22 protein-coding genes are annotated in these 23,105 nt (G+C 35.2%); 7 read left to right on the top strand and 15 right to left on the bottom strand.

Annotation, left to right across the window (positions count from 1 at the left end; translation table 11 throughout):
- Positions 1 to 18: 18 nt before the first annotated feature.
- From ACNQF6_RS08885 to ACNQF6_RS08865, 5 genes are all read left to right on the top strand, one after another.
- Positions 19 to 732 carry a tRNA1(Val) (adenine(37)-N6)-methyltransferase gene (locus ACNQF6_RS08885; RefSeq protein WP_417965127.1) on the top strand — a complete coding sequence of 238 codons (714 nt, stop codon included), beginning with the start codon at positions 19 to 21 and terminating at the stop codon, positions 730 to 732.
- Positions 733 to 969: 237 nt separating this feature from the next.
- Positions 970 to 2,148 (top strand): acyl-CoA dehydrogenase family protein, encoded by a 1,179-nt coding sequence (locus ACNQF6_RS08880; protein WP_417965125.1) that lies wholly within the window; start codon positions 970 to 972, stop codon positions 2,146 to 2,148.
- 91 nt (positions 2,149 to 2,239) lie between these two features.
- Positions 2,240 to 3,022: a DUF3050 domain-containing protein gene (locus ACNQF6_RS08875; RefSeq protein ID WP_417965123.1), complete on the top strand. Its 783-nt coding sequence runs from the start codon at positions 2,240 to 2,242 to the stop codon at positions 3,020 to 3,022.
- Between the two features lie 63 nt (positions 3,023 to 3,085).
- Positions 3,086 to 3,823, top strand: coding sequence for an SGNH/GDSL hydrolase family protein (locus ACNQF6_RS08870; RefSeq protein WP_417965121.1), 738 nt, complete (start codon positions 3,086 to 3,088; stop codon positions 3,821 to 3,823).
- 81 nt (positions 3,824 to 3,904) lie between these two features.
- The gene (locus ACNQF6_RS08865) at positions 3,905 to 4,801 is read left to right on the top strand and encodes a serine/threonine protein phosphatase (RefSeq protein WP_417965119.1); all 897 of its coding nucleotides are present in this window, start codon (positions 3,905 to 3,907) and stop codon (positions 4,799 to 4,801) included.
- 31 nt (positions 4,802 to 4,832) lie between these two features.
- Here the strand turns inward: ACNQF6_RS08865 and ACNQF6_RS08860 are convergent, their stop codons facing one another.
- The 6 genes from ACNQF6_RS08860 to trmB all read right to left on the bottom strand — a co-directional run bounded on the left by ACNQF6_RS08860 (position 4,833) and on the right by trmB (position 8,712).
- Complete coding sequence (locus tag ACNQF6_RS08860; RefSeq protein ID WP_035668621.1) at positions 4,833 to 5,150, bottom strand: 2Fe-2S iron-sulfur cluster-binding family protein; 318 nt, start codon at positions 5,148 to 5,150, stop codon at positions 4,833 to 4,835.
- A gap of 181 nt (positions 5,151 to 5,331) precedes the next feature.
- The gene (locus ACNQF6_RS08855; RefSeq protein ID WP_091172742.1) at positions 5,332 to 5,571 is read right to left on the bottom strand and encodes a NifU family protein; all 240 of its coding nucleotides are present in this window, start codon (positions 5,569 to 5,571) and stop codon (positions 5,332 to 5,334) included.
- Positions 5,572 to 5,639: 68 nt separating this feature from the next.
- On the bottom strand, positions 5,640 to 6,794 hold the full coding sequence (locus tag ACNQF6_RS08850) for an Mrp/NBP35 family ATP-binding protein (protein WP_417965117.1): 1,155 nt from the start codon (positions 6,792 to 6,794) through the stop codon (positions 5,640 to 5,642).
- A gap of 201 nt (positions 6,795 to 6,995) precedes the next feature.
- Positions 6,996 to 7,325 (bottom strand): MGMT family protein, encoded by a 330-nt coding sequence (locus ACNQF6_RS08845; RefSeq protein WP_305628889.1) that lies wholly within the window; start codon positions 7,323 to 7,325, stop codon positions 6,996 to 6,998.
- Positions 7,326 to 7,368: 43 nt separating this feature from the next.
- The gene (locus ACNQF6_RS08840; protein WP_417965115.1) at positions 7,369 to 8,004 is read right to left on the bottom strand and encodes a LysE family transporter; all 636 of its coding nucleotides are present in this window, start codon (positions 8,002 to 8,004) and stop codon (positions 7,369 to 7,371) included.
- 30 nt (positions 8,005 to 8,034) lie between these two features.
- Positions 8,035 to 8,712: a tRNA (guanosine(46)-N7)-methyltransferase TrmB gene (gene trmB, locus ACNQF6_RS08835; RefSeq protein WP_417965490.1), complete on the bottom strand. Its 678-nt coding sequence runs from the start codon at positions 8,710 to 8,712 to the stop codon at positions 8,035 to 8,037.
- A gap of 500 nt (positions 8,713 to 9,212) precedes the next feature.
- Between trmB and ACNQF6_RS08830 the strand changes: the two genes are divergently transcribed.
- On the top strand, positions 9,213 to 11,258 hold the full coding sequence (locus ACNQF6_RS08830) for a M13 family metallopeptidase (protein ID WP_417965113.1): 2,046 nt from the start codon (positions 9,213 to 9,215) through the stop codon (positions 11,256 to 11,258).
- Positions 11,259 to 11,348: 90 nt separating this feature from the next.
- Here ACNQF6_RS08830 and ACNQF6_RS08825 read toward each other — a convergent pair whose 3' ends face one another.
- Complete coding sequence (locus tag ACNQF6_RS08825) at positions 11,349 to 11,858, bottom strand: nuclear transport factor 2 family protein (protein ID WP_417965111.1); 510 nt, start codon at positions 11,856 to 11,858, stop codon at positions 11,349 to 11,351.
- A 13-nt stretch (positions 11,859 to 11,871) separates the two neighbouring features.
- Complete coding sequence (locus tag ACNQF6_RS08820) at positions 11,872 to 14,328, bottom strand: AsmA family protein (protein ID WP_417965109.1); 2,457 nt, start codon at positions 14,326 to 14,328, stop codon at positions 11,872 to 11,874.
- Between the two features lie 508 nt (positions 14,329 to 14,836).
- On the opposite strand from ACNQF6_RS08820, the gene ACNQF6_RS08815 reads away from it, so the two are divergent.
- Positions 14,837 to 16,414, top strand: coding sequence for a L,D-transpeptidase family protein (locus ACNQF6_RS08815; protein WP_417965107.1), 1,578 nt, complete (start codon positions 14,837 to 14,839; stop codon positions 16,412 to 16,414).
- A 93-nt stretch (positions 16,415 to 16,507) separates the two neighbouring features.
- Here ACNQF6_RS08815 and ACNQF6_RS08810 read toward each other — a convergent pair whose 3' ends face one another.
- The 7 genes from ACNQF6_RS08810 to ACNQF6_RS08780 all read right to left on the bottom strand — a co-directional run bounded on the left by ACNQF6_RS08810 (position 16,508) and on the right by ACNQF6_RS08780 (position 23,048).
- Positions 16,508 to 16,822, bottom strand: a complete 315-nt coding sequence (locus ACNQF6_RS08810; protein ID WP_099713737.1) for an HPF/RaiA family ribosome-associated protein — start codon at positions 16,820 to 16,822, stop codon at positions 16,508 to 16,510.
- 128 nt (positions 16,823 to 16,950) lie between these two features.
- Positions 16,951 to 17,391, bottom strand: a complete 441-nt coding sequence (locus tag ACNQF6_RS08805) for a very short patch repair endonuclease (protein ID WP_417965105.1) — start codon at positions 17,389 to 17,391, stop codon at positions 16,951 to 16,953.
- 75 nt (positions 17,392 to 17,466) lie between these two features.
- On the bottom strand, positions 17,467 to 18,090 hold the full coding sequence (locus tag ACNQF6_RS08800) for a PDDEXK family nuclease (RefSeq protein WP_417965103.1): 624 nt from the start codon (positions 18,088 to 18,090) through the stop codon (positions 17,467 to 17,469).
- The gene (locus ACNQF6_RS08795; RefSeq protein WP_417965101.1) at positions 18,087 to 19,166 is read right to left on the bottom strand and encodes an HpaII family restriction endonuclease; all 1,080 of its coding nucleotides are present in this window, start codon (positions 19,164 to 19,166) and stop codon (positions 18,087 to 18,089) included. Before ACNQF6_RS08795 ends, ACNQF6_RS08800 begins: the two co-directional genes overlap by 4 nt.
- On the bottom strand, positions 19,163 to 20,422 hold the full coding sequence (locus tag ACNQF6_RS08790; protein ID WP_417965099.1) for a DNA cytosine methyltransferase: 1,260 nt from the start codon (positions 20,420 to 20,422) through the stop codon (positions 19,163 to 19,165). Before ACNQF6_RS08790 ends, ACNQF6_RS08795 begins: the two co-directional genes overlap by 4 nt.
- A 2-nt stretch (positions 20,423 to 20,424) precedes the next feature.
- Positions 20,425 to 20,646, bottom strand: coding sequence for a helix-turn-helix domain-containing protein (locus tag ACNQF6_RS08785; RefSeq protein WP_417965097.1), 222 nt, complete (start codon positions 20,644 to 20,646; stop codon positions 20,425 to 20,427).
- A 302-nt stretch (positions 20,647 to 20,948) separates the two neighbouring features.
- Positions 20,949 to 23,048 (bottom strand): prolyl oligopeptidase family serine peptidase, encoded by a 2,100-nt coding sequence (locus tag ACNQF6_RS08780; protein ID WP_417965488.1) that lies wholly within the window; start codon positions 23,046 to 23,048, stop codon positions 20,949 to 20,951.
- Positions 23,049 to 23,105: the final 57 nt, after the last annotated feature.

Below are 23,105 nucleotides of genomic sequence, written 5' to 3'. Positions count from 1 at the left end.
TTTAATTTTTTTGTCTTCATGTCTAAATTCCAATTTAAACAATTTTCTGTTGAACAAGATCGTTGCGCTATGAAAATTGGCACCGATGGAGTTCTTCTTGGTGCTTGGACACCAATTAACAATAATCCCTGTAGCATTTTAGATATTGGAGCTGGAACTGGTGTCATCGCTTTAATACTTGCGCAGAGAAGTAACGCGGAACAAATTGACGCTTTAGAAATCGATGAAGAAGCCTACGAACAATCAGTAGATAATTTTGAAAACTCTCCATGGAGTGATCGCTTATTTTGTTTTCATGCCGGTTTAGACGAATTTGTAGAAGAACCAGAAGACGAATACGACTTAATTGTTTCCAATCCTCCTTTTTACACTGAAGATTATAAATCTGATAACGAACAGCGCGATCTAGCCCGTTTTGCTGACGCTATGCCTTTTGAAGATTTAATAGAAGCTGCTGATTTGTTACTTTCTGAAAACGGAATTTTCGCTGTCATAATTCCTTTTAAAGAAGAAGAAAATTTCTTGGCTCTAGCCACAGCATACGAATTATTTCCTTTAAAAATCACTCACGTAAAAGGAACTCCAACTACTGAGATCAAACGCAGTTTATTGGCTTTAAGCCGAAATGAAAACGCCGTCATTACTATTGATGAATTGATTATCGAAACCTCAAGACAACTATACACCTCAGAATACATCGAATTGACAAAAGATTTTTATTTGAAAATGTAATTTTGTACTCTATCTAAATACATCAACGGCATTATTTAAAATAAACTTGAAAGTGCAATTAACAATTTTGTTGTAAATTAGTAGGCAATGCTATTTTTCATTAAAATCATGCTTTGAAAAACACCATATTTGATTACAAAATTCGTAATTTTTGATTAAAATAAAAAAATATAACATTTGTTGATGCTTTTGTTATATTTCTTTATGTAAATTTGCGTCATATAAAATTACCAAACCATGAAACCAGACTTATTTCAAGCTCCAGATTATTATAACTTAGACGATTTATTAACAGAAGAACACAAACTAGTACGTGATTCTGCCCGTGCATGGGTAAAACGTGAAGTATCTCCTATTATAGAAGAATATGCTCAAAAAGCAGAATTTCCAAAACAAATCATTAAAGGTTTGGGTGAAATAGGTGGTTTTGGTCCTTACATTCCAGAAGAATATGGTGGTGCAGGATTAGACCAAATATCATATGGTTTAATTATGCAGGAAATTGAACGCGGTGATTCTGGAGTTCGCTCCACTTCATCTGTACAATCATCTTTAGTAATGTATCCAATATGGAAATACGGAAATGAAGAGCAACGCGTAAAATACTTACCTAAGTTAGCTACAGGAGAATACATGGGATGTTTTGGATTAACAGAACCTAATTACGGTTCAGATCCAGGCAGCATGATTACAAACTTTAAAGATATGGGCGACCATTATTTATTGAATGGTGCCAAAATGTGGATTTCAAACGCTCCGTTTGCTGATATTGCTATTGTTTGGGCAAAAAATGAAGACGGAAGAATTCACGGTTTAATTGTAGAACGCGGCATGGAAGGTTTTTCTACTCCGGAAACACATAACAAATGGTCACTTCGTGCCTCGTCAACTGGAGAATTAATCTTTGACAATGTAAAAGTACCAAAGGAAAACTTATTACCCAATAAATCTGGACTAGGAGCACCGCTTGGTTGTCTTGATTCAGCACGTTACGGAATTGCCTGGGGAGCCATTGGTGCAGCTATGGATTGTTATGATACGGCGTTGCGCTACGCAAAAGAAAGAATCCAGTTTGACAAACCTATTGCAGGAACTCAACTACAACAAAAGAAACTAGCAGAAATGATTACTGAAATCACTAAAGCACAATTATTGACTTGGAGATTAGGTGTTTTGAGAAATGAAGGCAAAGCAACAACTGCACAAATCTCTATGGCCAAAAGAAATAACGTAGATATGGCAATTCATATTGCTCGTGAAGCCAGACAAATGCTAGGCGGAATGGGGATTACAGGCGAATACTCAATCATGCGTCACATGATGAATCTAGAATCTGTAATTACATATGAAGGAACCCATGACATTCATTTGCTAATAACCGGAATGGATATCACAGGAATTCCTGCTTTTAAGTAGTAGTAAACGACTATTAAAGTATTTATAAAATTGATAGAAAAAGCTTCTTGGAAACGAGAAGCTTTTTTATATTTACATAAAAATACCACTTATGAATATTGAAACAATCAACAATAGCATTCAGCCCCAAAAAGAACTATTGTTACAACATTCTCTATATAAAAAAGTAAAAACAATTGATGACTTAAAGTGTTTTCTCGAAAATCATGTGTATGCAGTTTGGGATTTCATGTCTTTATTAAAAGCATTACAGTCTAAATTAACATGTACAACAACTCCTTGGTTCGCCACTGAAAATCCTGAAACAAGGTATTTGATAAACGAAATAGTCCTTGCCGAAGAATCTGATTTAACAATTGACGGTCGTCGCCAAAGTCATTATGAAATGTATATTGAAGCGATGGAAGCTTGTGGAGCAGATACTTCTGGAATCGCACATTTTTTATCTGAAGTAAATTCGCTTAAAAACATATTTGTTGCCATCAAAAAAAGCAATTTACACCCTAACATTAAAGCTTTCTTAGACTTTACTTTTAGAGTTATTGACGAAGGAAAATCTCATGAAATTGCAGCTGCATTCACTTTTGGTAGAGAAGATTTAATCCCAAGTATGTTTACCGCTATTCTGAAAAACTTTCAAGAAAATTTTCCGCAAACTGATTTGAGCAAACTGATTTATTATTTTGAAAGACATATCGAATTAGATGCTGATGATCATGGCCCAATGGCAATGAAAATGATAACTGAACTTTGCGGGACTGATGCTCAAAAATGGTCTGATGTAGAAGAAGTATCGAAAATGGCTTTAGAAAGACGTATCGGATTGTGGGATGCCATAGAAGAGTCCCTTATTCTGAAAGTAGAACTGGCTTAAATCCAATACTTCCTAATAAACGTAACTATTATTTAGAAATGAATTCTATCAAATTTCAAAATAATGAAAAAACAATTCCAAGTAATAGTTGCGTTCTTTTTTCTGCTTTTTATTGCGGGCTGCAGCACCGAAAGCCCAATTCCTCAAACAACTCCCACACCAATAATTAAATCTCCGCAAACACAAGCGAAAACCTACAATTATTTAGCACTTGGAGACAGCTATACCATTGGACAGAGCGTTTGTGAAACCTGCAGATTCCCAACACAATTATCAAAAAATTTAGGTAATTTAAATCCTAACAATACCTATTCCCTCAAAATTATCGCACAAACCGGATGGACTACCACCAATTTAATTTCGGCGATAAATACACAAAATCCAACTTCTAATTATGATTTGGTCACACTGCTAATAGGCGTAAATAATCAATATCAAAATAAGCCTTTTTCGTTATATGAAAAAGAATTTCCTGAATTAGTAAATAAGGCTATTAAGCTTGCAAAAGGAGACAAAACGAATATAATTGTAGTTTCTATTCCAGATTATGCCTGTACTCCTTTTGGCCAAGCATCAGGGAAACTGTCTACAATTTCTACAGCAATAGATCAGTATAATGCTTTTGCAAAAAAATACTGTGATGACAATGCTATAGTGTTTATAAATATAACCGACATCACCAGACAAGGTTTGATCAATAAAAATCTTGTAGCCCAAGATGGACTGCATCCTTCGGAATTAGCGTATTCTTTATTTGTAGAACGAATTTTACCAAAAGCAGCAACAGCTTTAAGCAATTAAAAACAATTTGGTAAAAGAAGAATCAATGAAAAAACAGCTTTCTTCGCTATTTTTTTTATCTTTAATATCTAAAATAAATAAATGTCCTCCCAAGAACGATTAACAAAAGCTTACAAAGAAGCCAAAAGAGTTCCTTTTGACAATCAATCAAAATTTATCCTTTTTAGTGACTGCCACAGAAGCGACAATAGTTTTGCTGATGATTTTGCCAGCAATAGAAACGTCTATTTTCATGCGATGACCCAATATTATAACGATGGCTTTACGTATTGTGAGCTGGGTGATGGGGATGAATTATGGGAGAATATTTTTTTTAAAACTATTTTCGAAGCACACAAAAACGTCTATCTTTTACTCAAGAAATTTCATGATTCTAATAGGTACTATAAAATTTGGGGTAATCACGAAATGACTTTTCGAAATAAAGACCATGTAGAAAAAACACTTACGACGTATACAAACACCCAAAACAACAGAATTGAACCTTTATTCACTGGCATACAATGCCATGAGGCCATCGTTTTAGTAAATCAGGAAACCAATCAGGAATTGTTTTTAACTCATGGTCATCAAGCTGATTTCATGAATTATGTGGGTTGGAAAATCAATAGATTTATGGTGCGCATCTTATGGAAACCGTTGCAAATTTGGGGGATATCTGATCCCACAAGTCCCGCTAAAAATTATGTAGAACGAATAAAAATCGAACTGCGCATCAAAAAATGGATTGAGAACAATAATCGAAAAATTACTATTGTGGGCCATACTCATCGACCTAGTTTTTCTTATCCAAGTCAGAACACGACACCTTACTTCAATGACGGAAGCTGCGTACATCCTAGAAGCATCACTGGAATTGAAATTGTAAATGGAACTATAACACTTATAAAATGGTTTATCGACACAAAGGAGAATGGCATTCTTCAGGTTGTAAGAGAAGTACTTGAAGGTCCGACAAATCTGAAAGATTACAAATAAAAAAGCGTTTGCCGAGGCAAACGCTTTTTTATTAATTTTCCGGAGCCAGCTCCAGTTCTAATCCTTCGAGGCTTTCCGTGATTGGAATTTGACATCCCAAACGACTGTTTGATTTTACGTAAAATGCTTCTGAAAGCATCGCTTCTTCATCATCGCCCATTTCCGGCAAAGCTACATCATTAAGAACATAACATTGACAAGAAGCACACATGGCCATTCCGCCACAAGTTCCTTCTACAGGAAGTTCATAGGCTTTACATAATTCCATGATGTTCATGGCCATATCCGTAGGAGCCTGTAATTCATGCACTACTCCTTCTCTATCTTTAATTTTTATTAATACATCCATTTTTTTAAATTTGGAATTGGTTTGTTAATCAATTGTATACTTTTGGAATGGGAATTGTTTGTGCGTGAGGGATAATAGCCAGCTACCGAAGTAGCGCGATAGCCCGACGCTTTTAAGAAAAAAGGCAACTACCCATTATATCGAGTAGCCTTTTTTCTTAAAAGGGTCACGCCCAAAAATATTATAGAATATTTACAACAGTTTCTATTTGTGGTGCAAACTTTTTGATGGTGGTTTCCACGCCGGCTCTCAATGTCATTTGGTTTACACTGCAACTGGTGCATGCTCCTTCGAGACGTACTTTTACATGTTTGTCGTCTTCGATAGAAATCAGTGTGATATCACCGCCGTCAGAATTCAAAAAAGGTCTGATTTCTTCCAGTGCTTTTTGAACTTCTACTAATAATTCTTCTGTTGTCATTTTCTTTATTTAAAGATTGAAAGATTAGAAAATTGAACGATTAAAAATCATTTCAACCATTCTAACTTCTATTTTTTTACTGCGGAACAACCGGCCATAGTTGTAATTTTAACAGCCTCAGTCGCAGGTAAACTTTCGTTTCTGCTTACTACTTCCTGTACTACGTTTCTAGTGATTTCTTCGAAAACAGTTTCGATAATTGAACCTGTTTGCATCGCAGCCGGACGACCGTAATCTCCTGCTTCACGAATAGATTGTACAATTGGCACTTCGCCAAGGAATGGAACTTCTAAATCTTCTGCAAGATTTCTGGCACCTTCTTTTCCAAAGATGTAATATTTATTTTCAAGTAATTGCTTCGCCTGTTCACTTTCGCTCGAGTCTTCCGGTGTGAAGTACGCCATGTTTTCAATAATTCCTAAAACAGGAACATTTATAGCTTCAGACATGAACATTGAAACTCCTTTTTTAGCATCGGCCAAAGCTACTGCTTGTGGAGTACTTACTATTACAACACCCGTAATTGGCAATGATTGCACGATTGAAAGGTGAATATCTCCTGTTCCTGGTGGCAAATCGACTAACATGAAATCCAATTCTCCCCAGTCTGCATCAAAAATCATTTGGTTCAACGCTTTAGAAGCCATTGGCCCTCTCCAAATTACCGCTTGACTTGGTGCCGTGAAAAATCCAATTGAAAGAATTTTCACTTCATAACTTTCAACCGGTTTCATTTTTGATTTCCCATCAACTGTTACAGAGATTGGTTTTTCATTTTCTACGTCAAACATGATTGGCATGGATGGTCCGTAAATATCGGCATCCAGAATTCCTACCGAAAAACCCATTTTTGCTAATGATACCGCTAGATTTGCAGTAACTGTAGATTTTCCTACTCCACCTTTACCAGAAGCAACTCCGATAATATTTTTTATTCCTGGAATTGATTTTCCTTTGATTTCTGGTTTGTCCGGAACCTCAACTTTACTATTGATTTTGATTTTTGCATCCGGAGATACTAATTCAAGAATTGTTTTTTTGATATCGTCTTCTGCACGTTTTTTAATATGCATCGCCGGCGTGTGTAATACTAAATCCACTACAACCTCATCACCAAAAGTAATCACATTTGCTATTGCACCACTTTCAACCATATTTTTCCCTTCTCCAGCTATAGTAATCGTTTCTAAAGCTTTAAGAATGTCTTTTCTATCTAATTTCATTTTTAGTTTACTGTTTTCTATTGGCATTTTAGCGCCAGAATATTATCTTTATTTAAACTGATTTCAGATTACAAAGATACTATGAAAAGTTCTTATTATAAAGAATTTGTATTGCATTTATTGATGAAGAAATTGAGGGCGATTATTCGAGAAAATATCGCTTTTGGACCACAACAAAGCTGATGCATTCACTCTTACCGATTACTCAATCCTAACTTCCGGTTGCCAGAAATATTTTTCGAAATCCACAATTTGGTTATCAACAACTTCTATACCTTCATTTTCCAATAATTGCTGCATGAGATTTGTTCCGTCAAAATGAAGTTTTCCTGTTAGCAATCCTTTTCGATTCACCACACGATGCGCTGGAACATCTTCAAGATTATGCGAAGCATTCATTGCCCAGCCCACCATTCGAGCAGAACGAGCAGTTCCTAAAGCTTTTGCAATAGCACCATAAGAAGTCACTTTTCCGTAAGGAATTTGTCTAGCGATGGCGTACACACGTTCAAAAAAGTTGTCGTTTGACATATTTATAAAATCAAATAAAACGGTGTTTTTATGCTGTTTAAAACTACCTCAAATAATATCGAATAATATTAATCAAGGTGATTAAAGCTATCAATCCTGTTATACTTCCTATGATAGTATTCATGTTTTTCATCATATAATTCGTTTTATCTTCTATTTTCTGGAAGAAAGTGATATATAAATAAAAAACTAGAAAAGAACCCAATACCACACCTGTTACAAAAATAAAAACATGGGAAATATCAAACACAAACAAATTATAAGACGCTAAAGTGATACTTACAAAAACATAATATGGAATGGGGAAAAAATTAAGTGCAGAGAGTAACATTCCAAGAAAAAAACGAGTAGAAGTACTCTTCTTTTTGATTTTCCCTTTCTTCGCTTTTGGCTTTTTGGCAATCAACAAGAAATAAATGGTTAATACTGAAAAGATAACAAATCCCACTTCTCGTAGTAAAACAATCACATCCGGTCTGCCTTCAATGTACCTGGCAAATAATATGGCCAGTGTCGCTTGGAAAAAAATTACAATTACCGCTCCTAAAACAAACCAATACGCGCTTGTCTTTCCTTCTCTCAGATTCACTTTGGCGGCTGTCATATTGATTAATCCAGGAGGTGTAATCCCTACAAAAGCAGTAACAAAACCCAAAAACAAGGAAGTAATTAAATTCATAGGCAAGATGCGAGGATCAAAAAAGCAAAATTATTCTTTAATTTTAAATCGAATATACGTAATTGCTTTGTTAATTTCCAAATATTGTTTTTCATAAAAAGTTTGAAATGTAGTCACTTCTTCCGGACTTCCCTCATTTACATAAACATTATGATTGGCATATAAAACTTCGTGTCCTTCACCGTGCAATAACCCAAGAGTGTATCCGTGCATGAACTCGCTGTCGGTTTTTAAGTTTACGACACCTTCTTTTTTAAGGATTTTTTTATACAATTGCAAAAACTCCGAATTGGTCATTCTGTGTTTTGTGCGTTTGTATTTGATTTGTGGATCCGGAAAAGTAATCCAGATTTCGTCCACTTCATTTTCGGCAAAAATGTGGTTGATTAATTCAATTTGAGTTCTGATGAAAGCCACATTATGCAATCCGGTTTCAACAGCCGTTTTAGCACCACGCCAGAAACGTGCTCCTTTGATATCGATTCCAACGAAATTTTTATTTGGATATCTTTCAGCTAAACCTACTGAATATTCTCCTTTTCCACAGCCTAATTCTAGCACTACTGGATTTTCATTTTTGAAGAATTCCGAATTCCATTTGCCTCTAAGCGGAAACAAATCTCCTACTACCTCTTCTCTCGTTGGTTGAAAAACGTTAGTGAATGTTTCGTTTTCCTTGAACCTTTTTAATTTATTTTTGCTTCCCACTTTTTCAGAATATTTCGGCAAAATTAAGGAAATATATAAGACCGAACGACCAACAGACTAAAAAATGAAAAAACGTTTTTAAAATTAGTCCAATTACGACCCTTTCAACTCTTAACGGCACTGATAATTCACTTTTAAACTATAAAATATCTCTTTACCTCGATACAAATAATCTTGTAATAAGAAAATATGTTTTATCCATTGCAATTATATTATTTGGTTCTTTACCCTCTTCAGCTTACCGTAATAAAAATAAAACGGCTAATGAAACCATTTTTACTTTCATTAAAATAGACATCACAATTCACTTTTACTTCTATAAAGCACCAATTTTGTAGTGCTTTAACATTTATCGATTTCATCTAAAAAACGATACAAATAAGTAAAACCAATGGATTAAGTCTCTTGATTGAAAATAATTTATTTTTAAGTATTTAATAATCAATTTATTATAAAAACATTTCTTTTTTTAATTACATTTATATTCTAAAATCCAACTTATGAAACTAAAACCATACCCAATTAAAACACAACTCGTGTTGGTATCTTCCATTTTGTTGCTAGGTGCTTTTAACACTTTTGAAAAATCAGACCTGCTCCTTTCCGGGATTAACAAGGAAAACATGGACACATCAGCTAAACCAGGTGATAATTTTGATACCTATGTCAACGGAACCTGGAAAAAAAACACTAAAATACCAGATGATAAAGCCTCTTATGGCGCTGGTTATATGGTTTATGAAAAATCACAAGAAGACGTAAAAGCCATTATAGAAGCTTCTTCCAAAGGTGTTTTTGCAGCTGGATCCGATGAACAAAAAATCGGAGACTTTTATGAAGCCTTCATGGATACTAAAACAAGGGATCAAAAAGGAATTGCACCCTTACTCCCTGAATACAAAAAAATTGATGCAATAAACAACTATACTGAACTAGCTGCTTATTTTGGATACGCCAATAAATCTGGAAGCAACATTCCATTTTCCGTTTCGGTAATGGAAGATTTAAAAGACCCAACCAAGTACATGCTTATTTCTTGGCAAGGTGGTTTAGGATTACCCGATAGAGAATATTATTCTCTTGAAGATGCCAAATCTAAAGAAATTCAAAAAAAATATGTAGCCCATATTGAGAAGATGTTGCAACTAGGAGGAATAGCCAATGCACCTGATTTATCAAAAAAAATCATGGTATTAGAAACTGTTTTGGCAACCCAGCACATGAAAAAAGAACAAACCCGTGACATCGTAAAACTGTACAATAAATATGCTATTAAAGATTTGAAACAACTCATGCCTGATTTTAATTGGGCAAGTATGTTACAGAACGCCGGAATCCTGAACCAACAAAACATCGTCGTTGCACAAGTTGATTACATCAAATCGCTCAACACAATCATAAAAACAACACCTTTAACCACTTGGAAAGCCTACCTGAAATGGAATGCCATTCATGGAACGGCAACATCGTTGAACACCGCTTTAGACAATGAAAATTTTGATTTCTATGGCAAAACCCTTAACGGAATACAAGTAAAACAACCGTTATGGAGACGAGGTGTTGATAGAGTAAACAATAGCCTTGGTGAAATCGTTGGAAAGGTTTATGTAAAAAAACACTTCTCTCCTGAAGCCAAAGAACAAGTAACTCTTTTGGTTAAAAATCTTCTTAAAGCGTATGGTGAAAGCATAAAAAATCTGGATTGGATGAGTCCTGAAACTAAAAAACAAGCCTTGGACAAACTCTCTAAATTCACTCCAAAAATTGGTTATCCTGACAAATGGAGAGATTATTCTACCTTGAAAGTCGTAAAAGGCGACTTGTACGGCAACCAACAAAAAGCCACCACTTTTGAATACAACAGACAAATTAATAAATTAGGAAAACCTGTTGACAGAACTGAATGGGGAATGACTCCACAAACAGTAAACGCTTACTACAATCCTCCACTTAATGAAATCGTATTTCCTGCAGCCATACTACAGCCACCTTTCTTTGATGTAAAAGTGGAAGGTGCTGCAAACTATGGCGGAATTGGCGCGGTAATAGGGCATGAAATTGGTCATGGTTTTGATGACCAAGGAAGTACCTTTGATGGTGACGGAGTGTTGCGCAATTGGTGGACACCTGAAGATTTGACCGCTTTCAAACAAAAAACAGGCGCATTAGTGGCGCAGTACAATGCTTTTAAAGTATTTCCAGATCTTAATGTGAATGGGGAATTTACCCAAGGGGAAAACATAGGAGATTTAGGCGGATTATCCATTGCTATAAAAGCCTACAAAATGAGTCTCGAAGGAAAAGAATCGCCCGTTTTAGAAGGTTTCACTGGTGAACAACGTGTATTATTAAGCTGGGGACAATGTTGGTTAAATAAAACTCGCGACGAAGCTTTGCGAAATCAAATCGCTACTGATCCACATTCGCCGGCAAAATTCAGAGTTAATGGTGTAGTGCGTAATATTCCTGAGTTTTATACCGCTTTCAACATACAACCTACTGATTCCTTATATTTGGCTCCAGAGAAAAGAGTCAAAATCTGGTAAGTATAGCATTTATAGTTAGTAAAAAACCTCTGTTAAAGCAGAGGTTTTTTTATGCAAAAAAAACAATCCTACCAAAAATGCAATACGGATTTATTGTTTCGATTTCAATGTTTTTATCATTGCATCTTCCAGAGAAGCCTTAACTTTTATAACTTCATCCGAATTTTCATTTGGAATCGTCATTGACAAAACGTAGTGTTTTATTTTCCACCCCTTGCCTATTTTTACCAAAACACCCGAGCCACGGCAAATCTTCATTTGGGTATTCAACAATTCATCAAACCAAGCAGTTTTTCCCGTTTTATCAAAATAAATATGACGCTCCAAAGCGGTAAAACTCCATGCCCTACCTTTATCAAAATGAGGTTTTGCATACGCCTGGAAATCCTTTTTATTCCAATTCTCGGTCGCATCGGTACCAATGAAAATAGCGTCATCAGCCATCAAACTGAAATAGGCATCATAATTAGCTTCTGTTGCGGCTTTATGCCAGGCATCAAGTGTGGAATTGATGTTTGTTTTTGAAATTGTTTGTTGGTCCATACTGCTTTTGCATCCGGATAAAGTGAGAACGATAAGAAGTGCGAGTAATTTTTTCATCTGATATAAGTGTTTATTCATGGTTTTTATTCCATCTGATTTTTATTTTTCCGTCTACATCAACTGCCAGTAAATGCAATACAATTCCTTTATTGCGCTTTTCGGCTCTCTCGGTTTTATCCGTAATAAATTCATCCTTTTTTGGATTTCTTAAAGGAACTGTCAATGCTAAATTCGTTCCTCTGTTAAACGAGTACACGCCGTTTACATCCAAGTTTAAAACATTGGAACTGACTTTCAAATCATTTACATCTACTAAATCTCCATTGATTTTAAAGTTTCCGGACAAATCCCTGAACACGATATTGTTGACATCTCTAAAAGGAAAAGCGAACTTACCAATATTTTTAATAGGTTCAAAATCGACCAGTGCACCTTGAATTACATCAAATTTAGCAGCGCCAGAAAGTGAGTTTGTCTTTAATTGTCCTCCAGAAAGCAACGTTCCTTTAAGCGATGCCGAAGCAGACAGAAATCCTTTTATGTTTTTAGGTTTAAAGGATTGAATCCCAAAATTATTCAACGAAGTCAGGAATCGGGCAATATCTACCCGATTGATTTTTGCATTGGATTCTAGAAGGAAAGCATCTCCATTTGGAGCTAATTTCCCCTCAAAAGAAATCGTTCCACCTGAAGTCTGCACCCAGCCATTTTTTACTATTAACTGATTATTGACTAATAAAACCGTGGCTTTAGCATTAGTCGCCTGTAGTTTACTATAGACCATTTTGTCCGCTTTTAAATGCAACACCACTTGGCATTTATCAACTACAGCATACAGTTCTTCTGAAAAATCATCTTTCTTATACTGCTTTTTGGGGGATTTCTGACCTGAGCGGGTAATGACACCTACAAATTGTTTCACATCCAGAAAAGGAGCATAAATATCCCAATTTACAATCATTTTTTCAGGATTTTCGTAATACAAGGTCAGGAAATTATCAATTTTTCCCTCCATAAAAACCGTGTTGCGACGGTCTTTAAAATTAATTTTTTTTATCAAAAGCGCTTCTTCTGTAAAGTCAAGCTGAATGTCTGTTTTTACGAAAGTCAAATTCCGCGGACCATAGTTTACCGTTGCATTTTTAACGGCTACATTTCCCGTGAACAACGGTTTTTGTATTTTTAAATCCAAAATATCAAATTTAAATTCCAGATTCACTTTGGCTTGACCATCAGAAAAATGGATAAAATCTTTAGTAACAATCTCATTCAATCGGGCCACATTAAAATCTGATTTGAAACTTCCTGCCGCAGTTGTTTTTTCGAAGTTAGAAATAATTCCGATTGGGATTGCAAAAGGAATCGTTTTATATTTCCCCGAAAGATTCGTTAAAGTAATCGTAGAATTAACATCATTACATCCGGCGCCTTTTTCATAATGGTTGGTAAAACTGGCGTCAAAACTACAGTCAGTAATAATTCCGTCCGGTATCTTGAGTTCATTATTTTTTATTTTTGTGGTCACAACAATTTCTGGATCTCCCGTGGCATTCATATCGCCAATAATCGTACAACCCACATCTATTGGCTTTTTCAAGTCAAATTGATTGATTCGGTTGCTGATATTCGCACTCAACAATGCTGAAGCGTCCTTCCATAAAATACTTGTGGTAATGGCAATATCAAAAGGCGACTTGTTTTTGTCTAAACTAAAATGCGCCTTAATGTCAAAAAGCTCTTTCCCTATTTCTAGGTTCTCGGTTGCAACACTAATCTGGTTTTTCTGGTTCGAAAAGTCAACTTTCAAAACGCCTTCTACGATTTTATCCTTTATAAAACTCCCTCTTTGGGTATTGAAAGCCATGTTTTTGGCAAGCGTTTTTAGATACAGTTTTGTATGCCAATTATCATCATCAAAATCTATTTTACTTCTTAAGGCAAGAACATCAAAATCGAATAACTTATTTCCCAATTGATTTTCGGAGATGAAATGCACTTGGTCTAAAATAACTTCATTGATGGAGGAAGTGGTCGAGCTTTTTGCTTTTGCGCCTTTTGGCTGAGGTCTAAAAATAGCGGTATTTACAATTCCGTTCTTTCCTTTAAACAAATACAACGTGGCTTGCTGAATTTCGATTTTGTCGATGCTAATCTCATTTGAAAGCAAGTCCAAAAGATCGATACGAATCTCTATTTGTTCCGCTTTGAGCAAGGTGCGCTTGTGAATGACCCACAAACTATCTTTCAACTCTACTTGGCTTAACGCCAAAGTCATATTGGGAAAGCCCTTTAAAAACTTGTATCTGATATCGCCAATACCGATTGTACCCGTAATTTTTTCGTTGATTTTAGCATTGATTTGGGTTATAATTTCCGCTTTGTTATTGTTAAAATAAAGTGCTAAAAGCGCTGAAGATATTAGGAAAAGCGCAACAACTCCCAGAAAGAAAAAACCAACTCTTTTGATTATTTTCCTGAAACCCGCTGTTTTAAAATATGTTTTTGCGCCCTCCCAAAATTGATTCATGCGTATTCCTTTAGTGTTTAAGATACAAGGTAGTATAAAAACTGGTTCTCCTGATAATTTGAAACTACAAATTACAATTCATATTCTCGTTTGTCATTTCAAGCGGAGTACCATTTACGATGAAAAACTCTGTGAAACATCTGAAATACTTACAAGCTGGAATATCCTCAAAAAACAATGACTTTCCTCAAAAGCAACACCTTAGTCTACTGAAATACAGGGCAAAAACAGCAAAATAGTTATATAAAGTAGTACTATTTTTTTCATAATTTTTGGATTTTAAAAAACTTATTGGACAAAAACATTCCATTCAGAAAACAAAAATAAAATCACAACTCATTTATTAATAACTACTTATGAAACATTTTCTTTTCTTTTGTGTCTTTAAATTAAAAACATATTTTCAATCTTGAAAAACACAGCCCGTTCAAGACTGGTAGTACGAAACGTGATTTGGCGTATTTTTGTAAAGCCTTAAATAAATTCTTTACGAATTAAAAGTTGACCTATGAGAAAGTTATGTTCCCCAATACTGATTATTGCTTTTGCAATACTATTCACCATCATTTCCTGTAAAAAGAAAGATGGAAATGAACCTAAAAAGGAAACAAGTTTAAATACCGTTGAAATTGCTTTTGACAGTACCCAGATTAATACTTTCTTTGGGAAATATCCAAAACTGAAAAGCTATCAAGGAGATGTAGAAAAATTATACCTCAAGCATCAATTTCATTACATCTGGTTTGATAAAGACGGACTTAATGAATTTGCAGGTTTACTATACAACAAAGTAAATAATTTGAGTCAGGAAGGAATTGAAACTGAGATTCCATACAAGGAAAAATTAGATGCTATTTATGATAATCCGGATGACAATCAAAAAGCAAGTATTGAAACCGAGTTATTGAGTTCTGCACTATACTTCTTTTATGCAGATAAAGTATACGATGGCATCAGCACTGAAAAATCGAAAGAGTTAGAATGGTTTTTACCTCGAAAAAAACAATCGTATGTCAATTATTTAGATTCGTTGTTGATCAACCCTTCGTTAATTCACAAAGAAGAAAAAGGTGTTTTGAAGCAGTATTACCTGCTTAAAGATGTGTTGCAGGAATACCGCAAAATAGAAAAAAAAGGAGGCTGGAAAGCCATTGCACTGGATCCAAATGTAAAATCGTATAAACCTGGCGACAGTGCCACTGCCATTGCCCAAATCAGAACCCGTCTGTTTATCACGGATGATATTTCCCGAGATTCTAAAAGTGCCGTTTATGATGATGAATTAGCAACCGGGATTTTGAAATTCAAAAAGAGAAGTGGCAATTTGCTGAACAAAACGATTCTGCCGGAACACATCAACTATATGAATGTATCAGTTGCGGAACGCATTAAAACCCTAATGGTGAACATGGAACGTTGCCGATGGATTTCGAATGACATCACCAAATCCAAGGAATTAATCGTGGTGAATATTCCAGCATATGAACTGACTTTTTTCAGAGACGGAAAACCAGAATTACGCTCTAAAGTTGTTGTGGGAAAAGCCATGCACAAAACCGTAATTTTTAGTGCTCCAATGAAATATATCGTGTTCAGACCGTATTGGAATGTGCCGACCAGTATCCTTAAGAAAGAAATTCTTCCTGCTATTGAAAAGAATCCAAATTACCTCGCCGAGCACAACATGGAATGGAAAGACAGCAATGTAAGACAAAGACCAGGGCCTGAAAACTCATTGGGATTAGTGAAATTTTTATTCCCAAATTCGAATGCGATTTACTTGCATGATACACCATCCAAAAGTTTATTTGGCAAGGAAGATCGTGCTTTTAGCCACGGTTGTATTCGTGTCGCCAAGCCAAAAGAACTGGCCGCCGCGATTATGAAAGATGACAAGAAATGGAATCCTGAAAAGATAGAAAGCGCGATGAACAGCGGAGAGGAATATTGGTACACGCTCAAAAACAAAATTCCGGTATACATTGGTTATTTCACTGCTTGGGTAGATGCAGATGGCGTGGTTCATTTCTATGAAGATGTCTATAAAAGAGACGAAGCATTAGCAACCTTATTGTTTGACAAATAAAAGACAATCTCTTTCTCCAGAGAATAACTAACAAAAAAATGACACTATCTTATTTAGACAGTGTCATTTTTTTGTTTGCCAAAAGGCAACTATTTAGTACGCTTTCTGTTTTTCGAAAGCCGTGTCCAACACTTTTTTAATTTTGTCCAAGGCACCGTGAAATGCTTTCTCTGTAGTATCGGCATGATTGGTAACCGCTACAGGTTGCATATTTACTGGTCGAGCTTCGATAAGGCATCGTTTGTCGTTGATTCCGAATTTATCACTGTTTTCGTCTGCAAGATGCACTTCTAAACGGGTAACTTTATCTTCAAAACGCGCCAAAGCTGTTCCTAATTCCTCCGCTATATACGCTTTCAACCGTGCGTGTCCTTCTACATTGTTGTCTGTGTTGATTTGTACTGTCATTTTTTATTTATTTAATGTTCTATTCTCAAATTTACCGATTGAAACACAAAAAACCGAACCAATTAATAAAACATTGGGAAAATAAAAGAGAGAAAAAGTGGATTTAAGGAAGGGATTGGATTCTTGTCTCAAGTTTGGGATTGCACTTTTTGATTTTGTCTCAAAATAATTTCGGATTGGATTGTAGCCACGCAATCCTCCAGTTTTTTTTCTATCTCCGCACTCCAGAAACGAAGGACTTTCCAATTTTGTGATTCGAGATAATTATTGACTTCAATGTCTCTTTGCATATTGCGCTCTATTTTCTTTTGCCAAAACTCCGTATTGGTTTTCACGCGGTCTTTTTGGATTTCCCAATCTTTGTCGTGGAAGAATTCGCTGTCAACGAAAATGGCAATCTTCAATTTTTTGAAAGTTAAATCCGGTGTACCTAAAACAGTTCTGTTGTTTTTACGGTAGCGATAGCCGAGATTCCATAAAGCTTTTGCCAAACGGACTTCAGCTTTGGTGTTGGTGCTGCGAATGGCTCGCATGTTTTTGGAACGTTGTTGTGGTGTGACACGATCCATGAGATAACGATTTAAAGTCGTTATATAAAGCTAGTACTTTTTTTGCCATACTCTCTGAACAAGATAAAAATTATATCATTTAAGACTCAAAAGCTTTTCCTTAGTTATGATTTGGGAACTCTCAATTACTTTAACCGTTGGAGGATCGGAAAACATATATTGTTTTAATTCCTTTATTAAATCATTGAATTCCTCACTGGTTGCTACCACAACTTTGTCAAGTCCAATAACATCTCCGCTTTTAATTTTTGCTTTTACACCTTTTGCCTCAGTGTCGTCAAGAGTTACCAGATAGCTTAGAGCTTTTCTATGAACATATTTTAAAGCAATAGCCTCAAGGTCGGCTTGTTTATATCTTTCTCTTAAACTTGTCTTTGCAGATAAACATATTGGACCTCGTTCTGTTGTATAAAACATCAAATCATATATAACATTTGGTACAAATGCAACTTTAGCACTTAAATATAAAGGCAAAATATTTTCACGAACACATAAAGTCGCAAGTATGTATTCAAATATCTTCCCATTGAGATTGTTATTCCCTTCAGGAAGTTTTTTATAGGCTTCCCAATAAATCGAAATATATTCGGAAGGTTTTTCATATTTAATATCTAAAAAGTTTGGAAACAAGCTATCGAATATAATATTGGCTTTTTTACCTTTTCCTAAAGTTATTCCCAATTGATTAAGTTTGCTCATTTTATAAATCGAATTTGTAAATTTAGTTTAAAAAATAACTCCCCATTTTCTTCATAAATACATCCGAAGTCATGTCTAGTTGAACTGGCAGTATCTAACTTTGTATTGTTTATTAAATAGTTTTCAAATTCATTTTTATTATAAATATGATAGCATAAAACATCCCCATTTTCCTTTACGATTAAATAACCCCCAGTTGCATCATAATCTCCAGACCAAACTTTTGAAGGCATCATTCCTAAAGCTATATCCGTTAAAAGTCGTTTAGTTTTATATGTGTAAAATTTATGCTTGTCAGAAATATCAAAATTTAAAGGATTGTCCTCTTCAACTTTTGAAATCAAATCAATGATTTTTGAAGAGTTACTCGTATAAAAATTAAAAATAATACTTGCTAAAATTTGTGGTAGTAAACTATCAATTAAAACTAAATTATTAGAAAAAACCTTCTGTTCGGTTCTGGCAAATTCAAAAACTCCACCTATTTTTTCTATACACTCAATACGATCTTTTATCTTACTTCTAGTTTCTATAGCGTTAACCGTATTAATTTCTTCTTCATCAAGATTCAATCCATTAATTTTAAAAATAAAATTTGTAGTTCTTCCTGCATTAAGCAGAGTTGAAGGGTTTCCTAATTGAGATTTTATGCTAAATCCAAGAGTTGGTTGTTGATTTGTTCTTTGATCGTGCACAACAATTGTGATATCAGTTTTAGTATTAGAATTAGCTTTCAAAGAAATACAATTAATACTAAGCATAAACTGCTCGATTTCAGGAATAGAAAATGTAGTTTCTCTGTTTAATTTTATTAAGTTTAATAAAAAAATAGCTTTCTCTTTAAATTCTTGAATAGGAATTCTTAGAACTTCTTCATTACCTGAAATCAATACAATATCATCTTGAATTGAATATTCATAATTCCCATTAGTGCCAGAGCGTAATATTTTGATTATTGGGTAAAATACATTTTCAATTTTCATGATATTTTCATCCCCTGGTTGAAGTATTTTATCACCTAAAAGTTTGAATAAAGTATATATTTCACTCCATTCCCCTTTATTTCCTGTAATCATAATTTAGCTTTTATCAAATCAATTATTTTTTCTGCTGTTGCTTGAATCGCAGGAACCGCAACAGAATTCCCAAATTGTTTGTAAGCAGATGCATCGGCTACAGGAATTATAAAATTATCAGGAAAACCTTGTAATCTTGCCCATTCTCTTGGAGTCATTTTTCTAATTCCTTCACGATTTACTTCGCCTTTGATATGAGTAGTTGGAGTATAATCTGTTATTCGATTATCAATAACTAAATTTCTTTCTCTACCCATTCCACCAACAACAATTGCGTTTGATATTTCATCATCTTTGATAATTTCATATCCAAATCCATTTCCTTTACTTGCGTGCCTTTCTTTATGACTAACTAGGGTTCGCAAATATTGAGTAGATAAATAATATTTTGTAGGAACTACATTTTCTTCTTTTACTTTTCCGAAAAAAACTTTTTCTTCTAAAGGTTCAGGATATGAAAATGAATCAATATTTAAATCATTTCTAAAACCGACAATATATATTCGTTCTCGGTTTTGAGGAACTCCATAATTCTTAGCATTAATTATTTGCGGTTCTGGCACATAATAACCCAAATCATTACGTAAAACATTCAATATTGTAGCTAATGTCTTACCACCATTATGATTTCTTAAACCTTTTACATTTTCTAAGAAAATTGCTTTTGGTTTCTTCAATTTTATTATTTCAGCCACATCGAAAAAAAGTGTCCCTCTTGTGTCTTCAAAACCACCTCTTTTTCCTGCAATCGAAAAAGCTTGACAAGGAAATCCTGCGCACAAAACATCAAAATTATCAGGAATGGAATTTTTAGTACTATCTCTTGTGATATCTCCAAAAGGGGTCTCGCCATAATTTGCTTTATATGTTACTTTTGCATTTTTATCCCATTCAGATGTAAATACACATTTCCCTCCTAAGTTTTGTAGCGCCATTCTAAACCCGCCAATTCCCGCAAAAAGATCAATGAATTCAAAAGAATAATCTTTAGGTGTTGGAAAAGGGATGTTTTCGACTTCAAATAAAAAATATTGTTCTGCATCATCATAAAGAATGTTTAAGTTTTCTTCTTCATTTTTGTATTCAACAATTTCCTTTATATATTTTTTTGCTTCTTTTTCATAATGCTTTTTTACACCATTATGATAATTATGGAGATAATGCGTGACTACGGCCTTTTTATTATCTTCAGACTCTACATTTTGAGCCTTGAATTTTTTACTATCAAATTCCTCAATTGATATTTTCTCTTTCATTTTCATTTCTTAAAATTATTATCGTTGAAGAATTCTATAAAATCAGTATCGAGCGCAAGGATTATTTTTTCAATTATTGTTATTGAAACATTTCTTTTTCCTTTTTCTATATCTGAAATATAGGTTCTGTCTACATTTGATATATTGGCCAAATATTCAATCGAGAAGCCTTTTTCTTCTCGTAATTGTTTGACTTTAAAACCGAATTTTTCCTTAATATTCATAACCTATAAAAATAGTTTTGCGTGGACAATTGACCTGCTTACAATTGTCCTCATTAATTTTTAGTTTTCAACTTGATTTTTTGATAAGTAAATTCATTCCACAAAAAAAACGCTACTCTTTCGAATAGCGTTTTTTGAATTTTGTATCAATTTATGATGTGATTGCTTCGTTCCTCGCAATGACAATCGTTTGTGGAATCGAATGCCCTAGCCCTGATAGCAGTGAAAATCCTTTATTTCCGCCTTTTCGGCGGATATAAAGATTGTAACGGATAGCAGGAATAAGCTCCTAAAAATAAATCTTATTTAGGTGATTTTTGCAATTCGGTTACGCCCATATTGTACAAGGTAAAGGCCTGAATATCGACATTTTCCTGAATGGTTGCCGCCACGGATTTTCCGGCGCCGTGTCCTGCATTGATGTCAATACGGATTAGGGCTGGGTTTGTTCCAGCTTGTTTTTCCTGTAATTCGGCAGCAAATTTAAAACTGTGCGCCGGCACTACTCTATCATCGTGATCACCCGTTGTGACCATGGTTGCCGGATATTGAATCCCTTTTTTTATGTTGTGTACGGGAGAATACCCTTTGATGTAGCTGAACATTTCCTTGCTGTCCTGCGCCGTTCCGTAATCATACGCCCAACCTGCACCTGCGGTAAAGGTATGATAGCGCAACATGTCCATCACGCCCACCGCCGGCAAAGCGACTTTCATCAACTCTGGACGCTGCGTCATGGTAGCACCTACAAGCAATCCTCCGTTTGACCCACCACGAATGGCCAGATATTGTGAAGACGTGTATTTTTGAGCAATCAGGTATTCAGCGGCAGCGATGAAATCATCAAATACATTTTGTTTTTGCATTTTGGTTCCCGCATCGTGCCATTTTTTTCCGTATTCGCCACCACCACGTAAATTAGGCACAGCATAAACGCCTCCGTTTTCCATCCAAACGGCATTAGCAATACTGAAACTTGGTGTCAAACTCACGTTGAATCCTCCGTAACCATAAAGCATCGTGGGATTTGTACCGTCAAGTTTCAATCCTTTTTTGTGGGTGATAATCATTGGGATTTTGGTTCCGTCTTTAGAAGTATAAAACACTTGTTTGGACTCGTATTGCTCGCTGTCGAAATCTACTTTTGGTTTTTGATACACCGCCGAAGTTCCGGTTTGTGGTTCGAATGAAAAAGTAGAACCCGGAGTAATGTAATTCGTAAACGAATAATACAAGGTTTTTTCTTTTTTCTTTCCGCCAAAACCACCGGCAGTTCCTACGCCCGGCAATTTAATTTCACGAACCAGTTTCCCGGAATAATCATATTGTTTCACCACCGAAACAGCATCTTTCATATAATTAGCAAAGAAATACCCGCCACCTGTTGATGGAGACAACACATTTTCCGTTTCTGCAATAAAGTCTTTCCAGTTTTCCGGCTTTGGGTTGTTGACATCCACGGTAACGATGCGTTTGTTGGGCGCATTCAAGTCGGTTTCTATGAATAATTTTCCGTCTTCGTTTTCAATGATGTTGTTGTCACTTTTGAAATTATCCACAATAGTCACAATAGGACTGTTCGGTTTTGTCAAGTCTTTGATGTACAATTCGTTTCCGTACGTAGAATTAGACGCTGTGATAACTAAATAACGGTCATCCTCAGTCACGCCACCGCCTACATAACGGCGTTTTTGATCGGCACCAAAAATTACTTTATCGTCTTTTTGTGCGGTTCCTAACTTGTGGAAATACAGTTTATGTTGGTCGGTTTTTGCCGATAATTCGCTTCCTTTTGGTTTGTCATAACTGGAATAGTAGAAACCTTCGTTTCCTTTCCAAGAAACTCCGCTGAATTTTACATCGACAATAGTGTCTTCAATAATTTTTTGGGTAATGGCATCCATAATAATGACTTTTCTCCAGTCGCTTCCGCCTTCTGAAATGGCATAGGCTACTTTAGAACCATCTTTAGAGAAATCCAATCCGCCAAGCGAAGTGGTTCCGTCTTTAGAAAAAGTGTTGGGGTCCAAGAACACGGTTTCGGTTCCTTTGGCGTCTTTTCTATACAACACCGATTGGTTTTGTAAACCGTTGTTTTTATAGTAATACGTGAAATTCCCTTCTTTGAAAGGGGCTCCTATTTTTTCGTAATTCCACAGTTTTTCCATTCTTGCTTTTAACGCATCACGAAACGGAATTTGGGCCAAATAACCATAGGTCACTTCGTTTTGGGATTTTACCCAAGCACCAGTCTCAGCAGATTTGTCGTCTTCAAGCCAGCGGTACGGATCCGGAAGCTTGGTGTCGAAATACACATCAACAGTTTCCCCTTTGGTGGTTACGGGATAAGTTACCGGTTTTTGGTTTTGTCCAAAAGTCGCCATTGCAGAAGATACAGCCATTATTAAAAAAGTTTTTTTCATTAGTTAATTTTTTAGGTTGTTACAAAAATAAGGAAA

Origin of the sequence: Flavobacterium pasteuri (assembly GCF_048286615.1) — a bacterium.
Taxonomy (GTDB): domain Bacteria; phylum Bacteroidota; class Bacteroidia; order Flavobacteriales; family Flavobacteriaceae; genus Flavobacterium.
This window is presented reverse-complemented; position numbering and strand designations above follow the sequence as displayed.

Bases quoted from the DNA above. Each gene is read 5' to 3' on its own strand.
- ACNQF6_RS08855 (WP_091172742.1), bottom strand. From the start codon at position 5,571: ATGACAACAGAAGAATTATTAGTAGAAGTTCAAAAAGCACTGGAAGAA.
- ACNQF6_RS08825 (WP_417965111.1), bottom strand. From the start codon at position 11,858: ATGAAAAAATTACTCGCACTTCTTATCGTTCTCACTTTATCCGGATGC.
- ACNQF6_RS08840 (WP_417965115.1), bottom strand. From the start codon at position 8,004: ATGAATTTAATTACTTCCTTGTTTTTGGGTTTTGTTACTGCTTTTGTA.
- ACNQF6_RS08880 (WP_417965125.1), top strand. From the start codon at position 970: ATGAAACCAGACTTATTTCAAGCTCCAGATTATTATAACTTAGACGAT.
- ACNQF6_RS08850 (WP_417965117.1), bottom strand. From the start codon at position 6,794: ATGAAATTAGATAGAAAAGACATTCTTAAAGCTTTAGAAACGATTACT.
- ACNQF6_RS08885 (WP_417965127.1), top strand. From the start codon at position 19: ATGTCTAAATTCCAATTTAAACAATTTTCTGTTGAACAAGATCGTTGC.
- ACNQF6_RS08860 (WP_035668621.1), bottom strand. From the start codon at position 5,150: ATGGATGTATTAATAAAAATTAAAGATAGAGAAGGAGTAGTGCATGAA.
- ACNQF6_RS08790 (WP_417965099.1), bottom strand. From the start codon at position 20,422: ATGAAAGAGAAAATATCAATTGAGGAATTTGATAGTAAAAAATTCAAG.
- ACNQF6_RS08830 (WP_417965113.1), top strand. From the start codon at position 9,213: ATGAAACTAAAACCATACCCAATTAAAACACAACTCGTGTTGGTATCT.
- ACNQF6_RS08845 (WP_305628889.1), bottom strand. From the start codon at position 7,325: ATGTCAAACGACAACTTTTTTGAACGTGTGTACGCCATCGCTAGACAA.
- ACNQF6_RS08875 (WP_417965123.1), top strand. From the start codon at position 2,240: ATGAATATTGAAACAATCAACAATAGCATTCAGCCCCAAAAAGAACTA.
- ACNQF6_RS08805 (WP_417965105.1), bottom strand. From the start codon at position 17,391: ATGGATCGTGTCACACCACAACAACGTTCCAAAAACATGCGAGCCATT.
- ACNQF6_RS08865 (WP_417965119.1), top strand. From the start codon at position 3,905: ATGTCCTCCCAAGAACGATTAACAAAAGCTTACAAAGAAGCCAAAAGA.
- ACNQF6_RS08795 (WP_417965101.1), bottom strand. From the start codon at position 19,166: ATGATTACAGGAAATAAAGGGGAATGGAGTGAAATATATACTTTATTC.
- ACNQF6_RS08780 (WP_417965488.1), bottom strand. From the start codon at position 23,048: ATGGCTGTATCTTCTGCAATGGCGACTTTTGGACAAAACCAAAAACCG.
- ACNQF6_RS08870 (WP_417965121.1), top strand. From the start codon at position 3,086: ATGAAAAAACAATTCCAAGTAATAGTTGCGTTCTTTTTTCTGCTTTTT.
- ACNQF6_RS08815 (WP_417965107.1), top strand. From the start codon at position 14,837: ATGAGAAAGTTATGTTCCCCAATACTGATTATTGCTTTTGCAATACTA.
- ACNQF6_RS08810 (WP_099713737.1), bottom strand. From the start codon at position 16,822: ATGACAGTACAAATCAACACAGACAACAATGTAGAAGGACACGCACGG.
- ACNQF6_RS08800 (WP_417965103.1), bottom strand. From the start codon at position 18,090: ATGAGCAAACTTAATCAATTGGGAATAACTTTAGGAAAAGGTAAAAAA.
- ACNQF6_RS08820 (WP_417965109.1), bottom strand. From the start codon at position 14,328: ATGAATCAATTTTGGGAGGGCGCAAAAACATATTTTAAAACAGCGGGT.
- ACNQF6_RS08785 (WP_417965097.1), bottom strand. From the start codon at position 20,646: ATGAATATTAAGGAAAAATTCGGTTTTAAAGTCAAACAATTACGAGAA.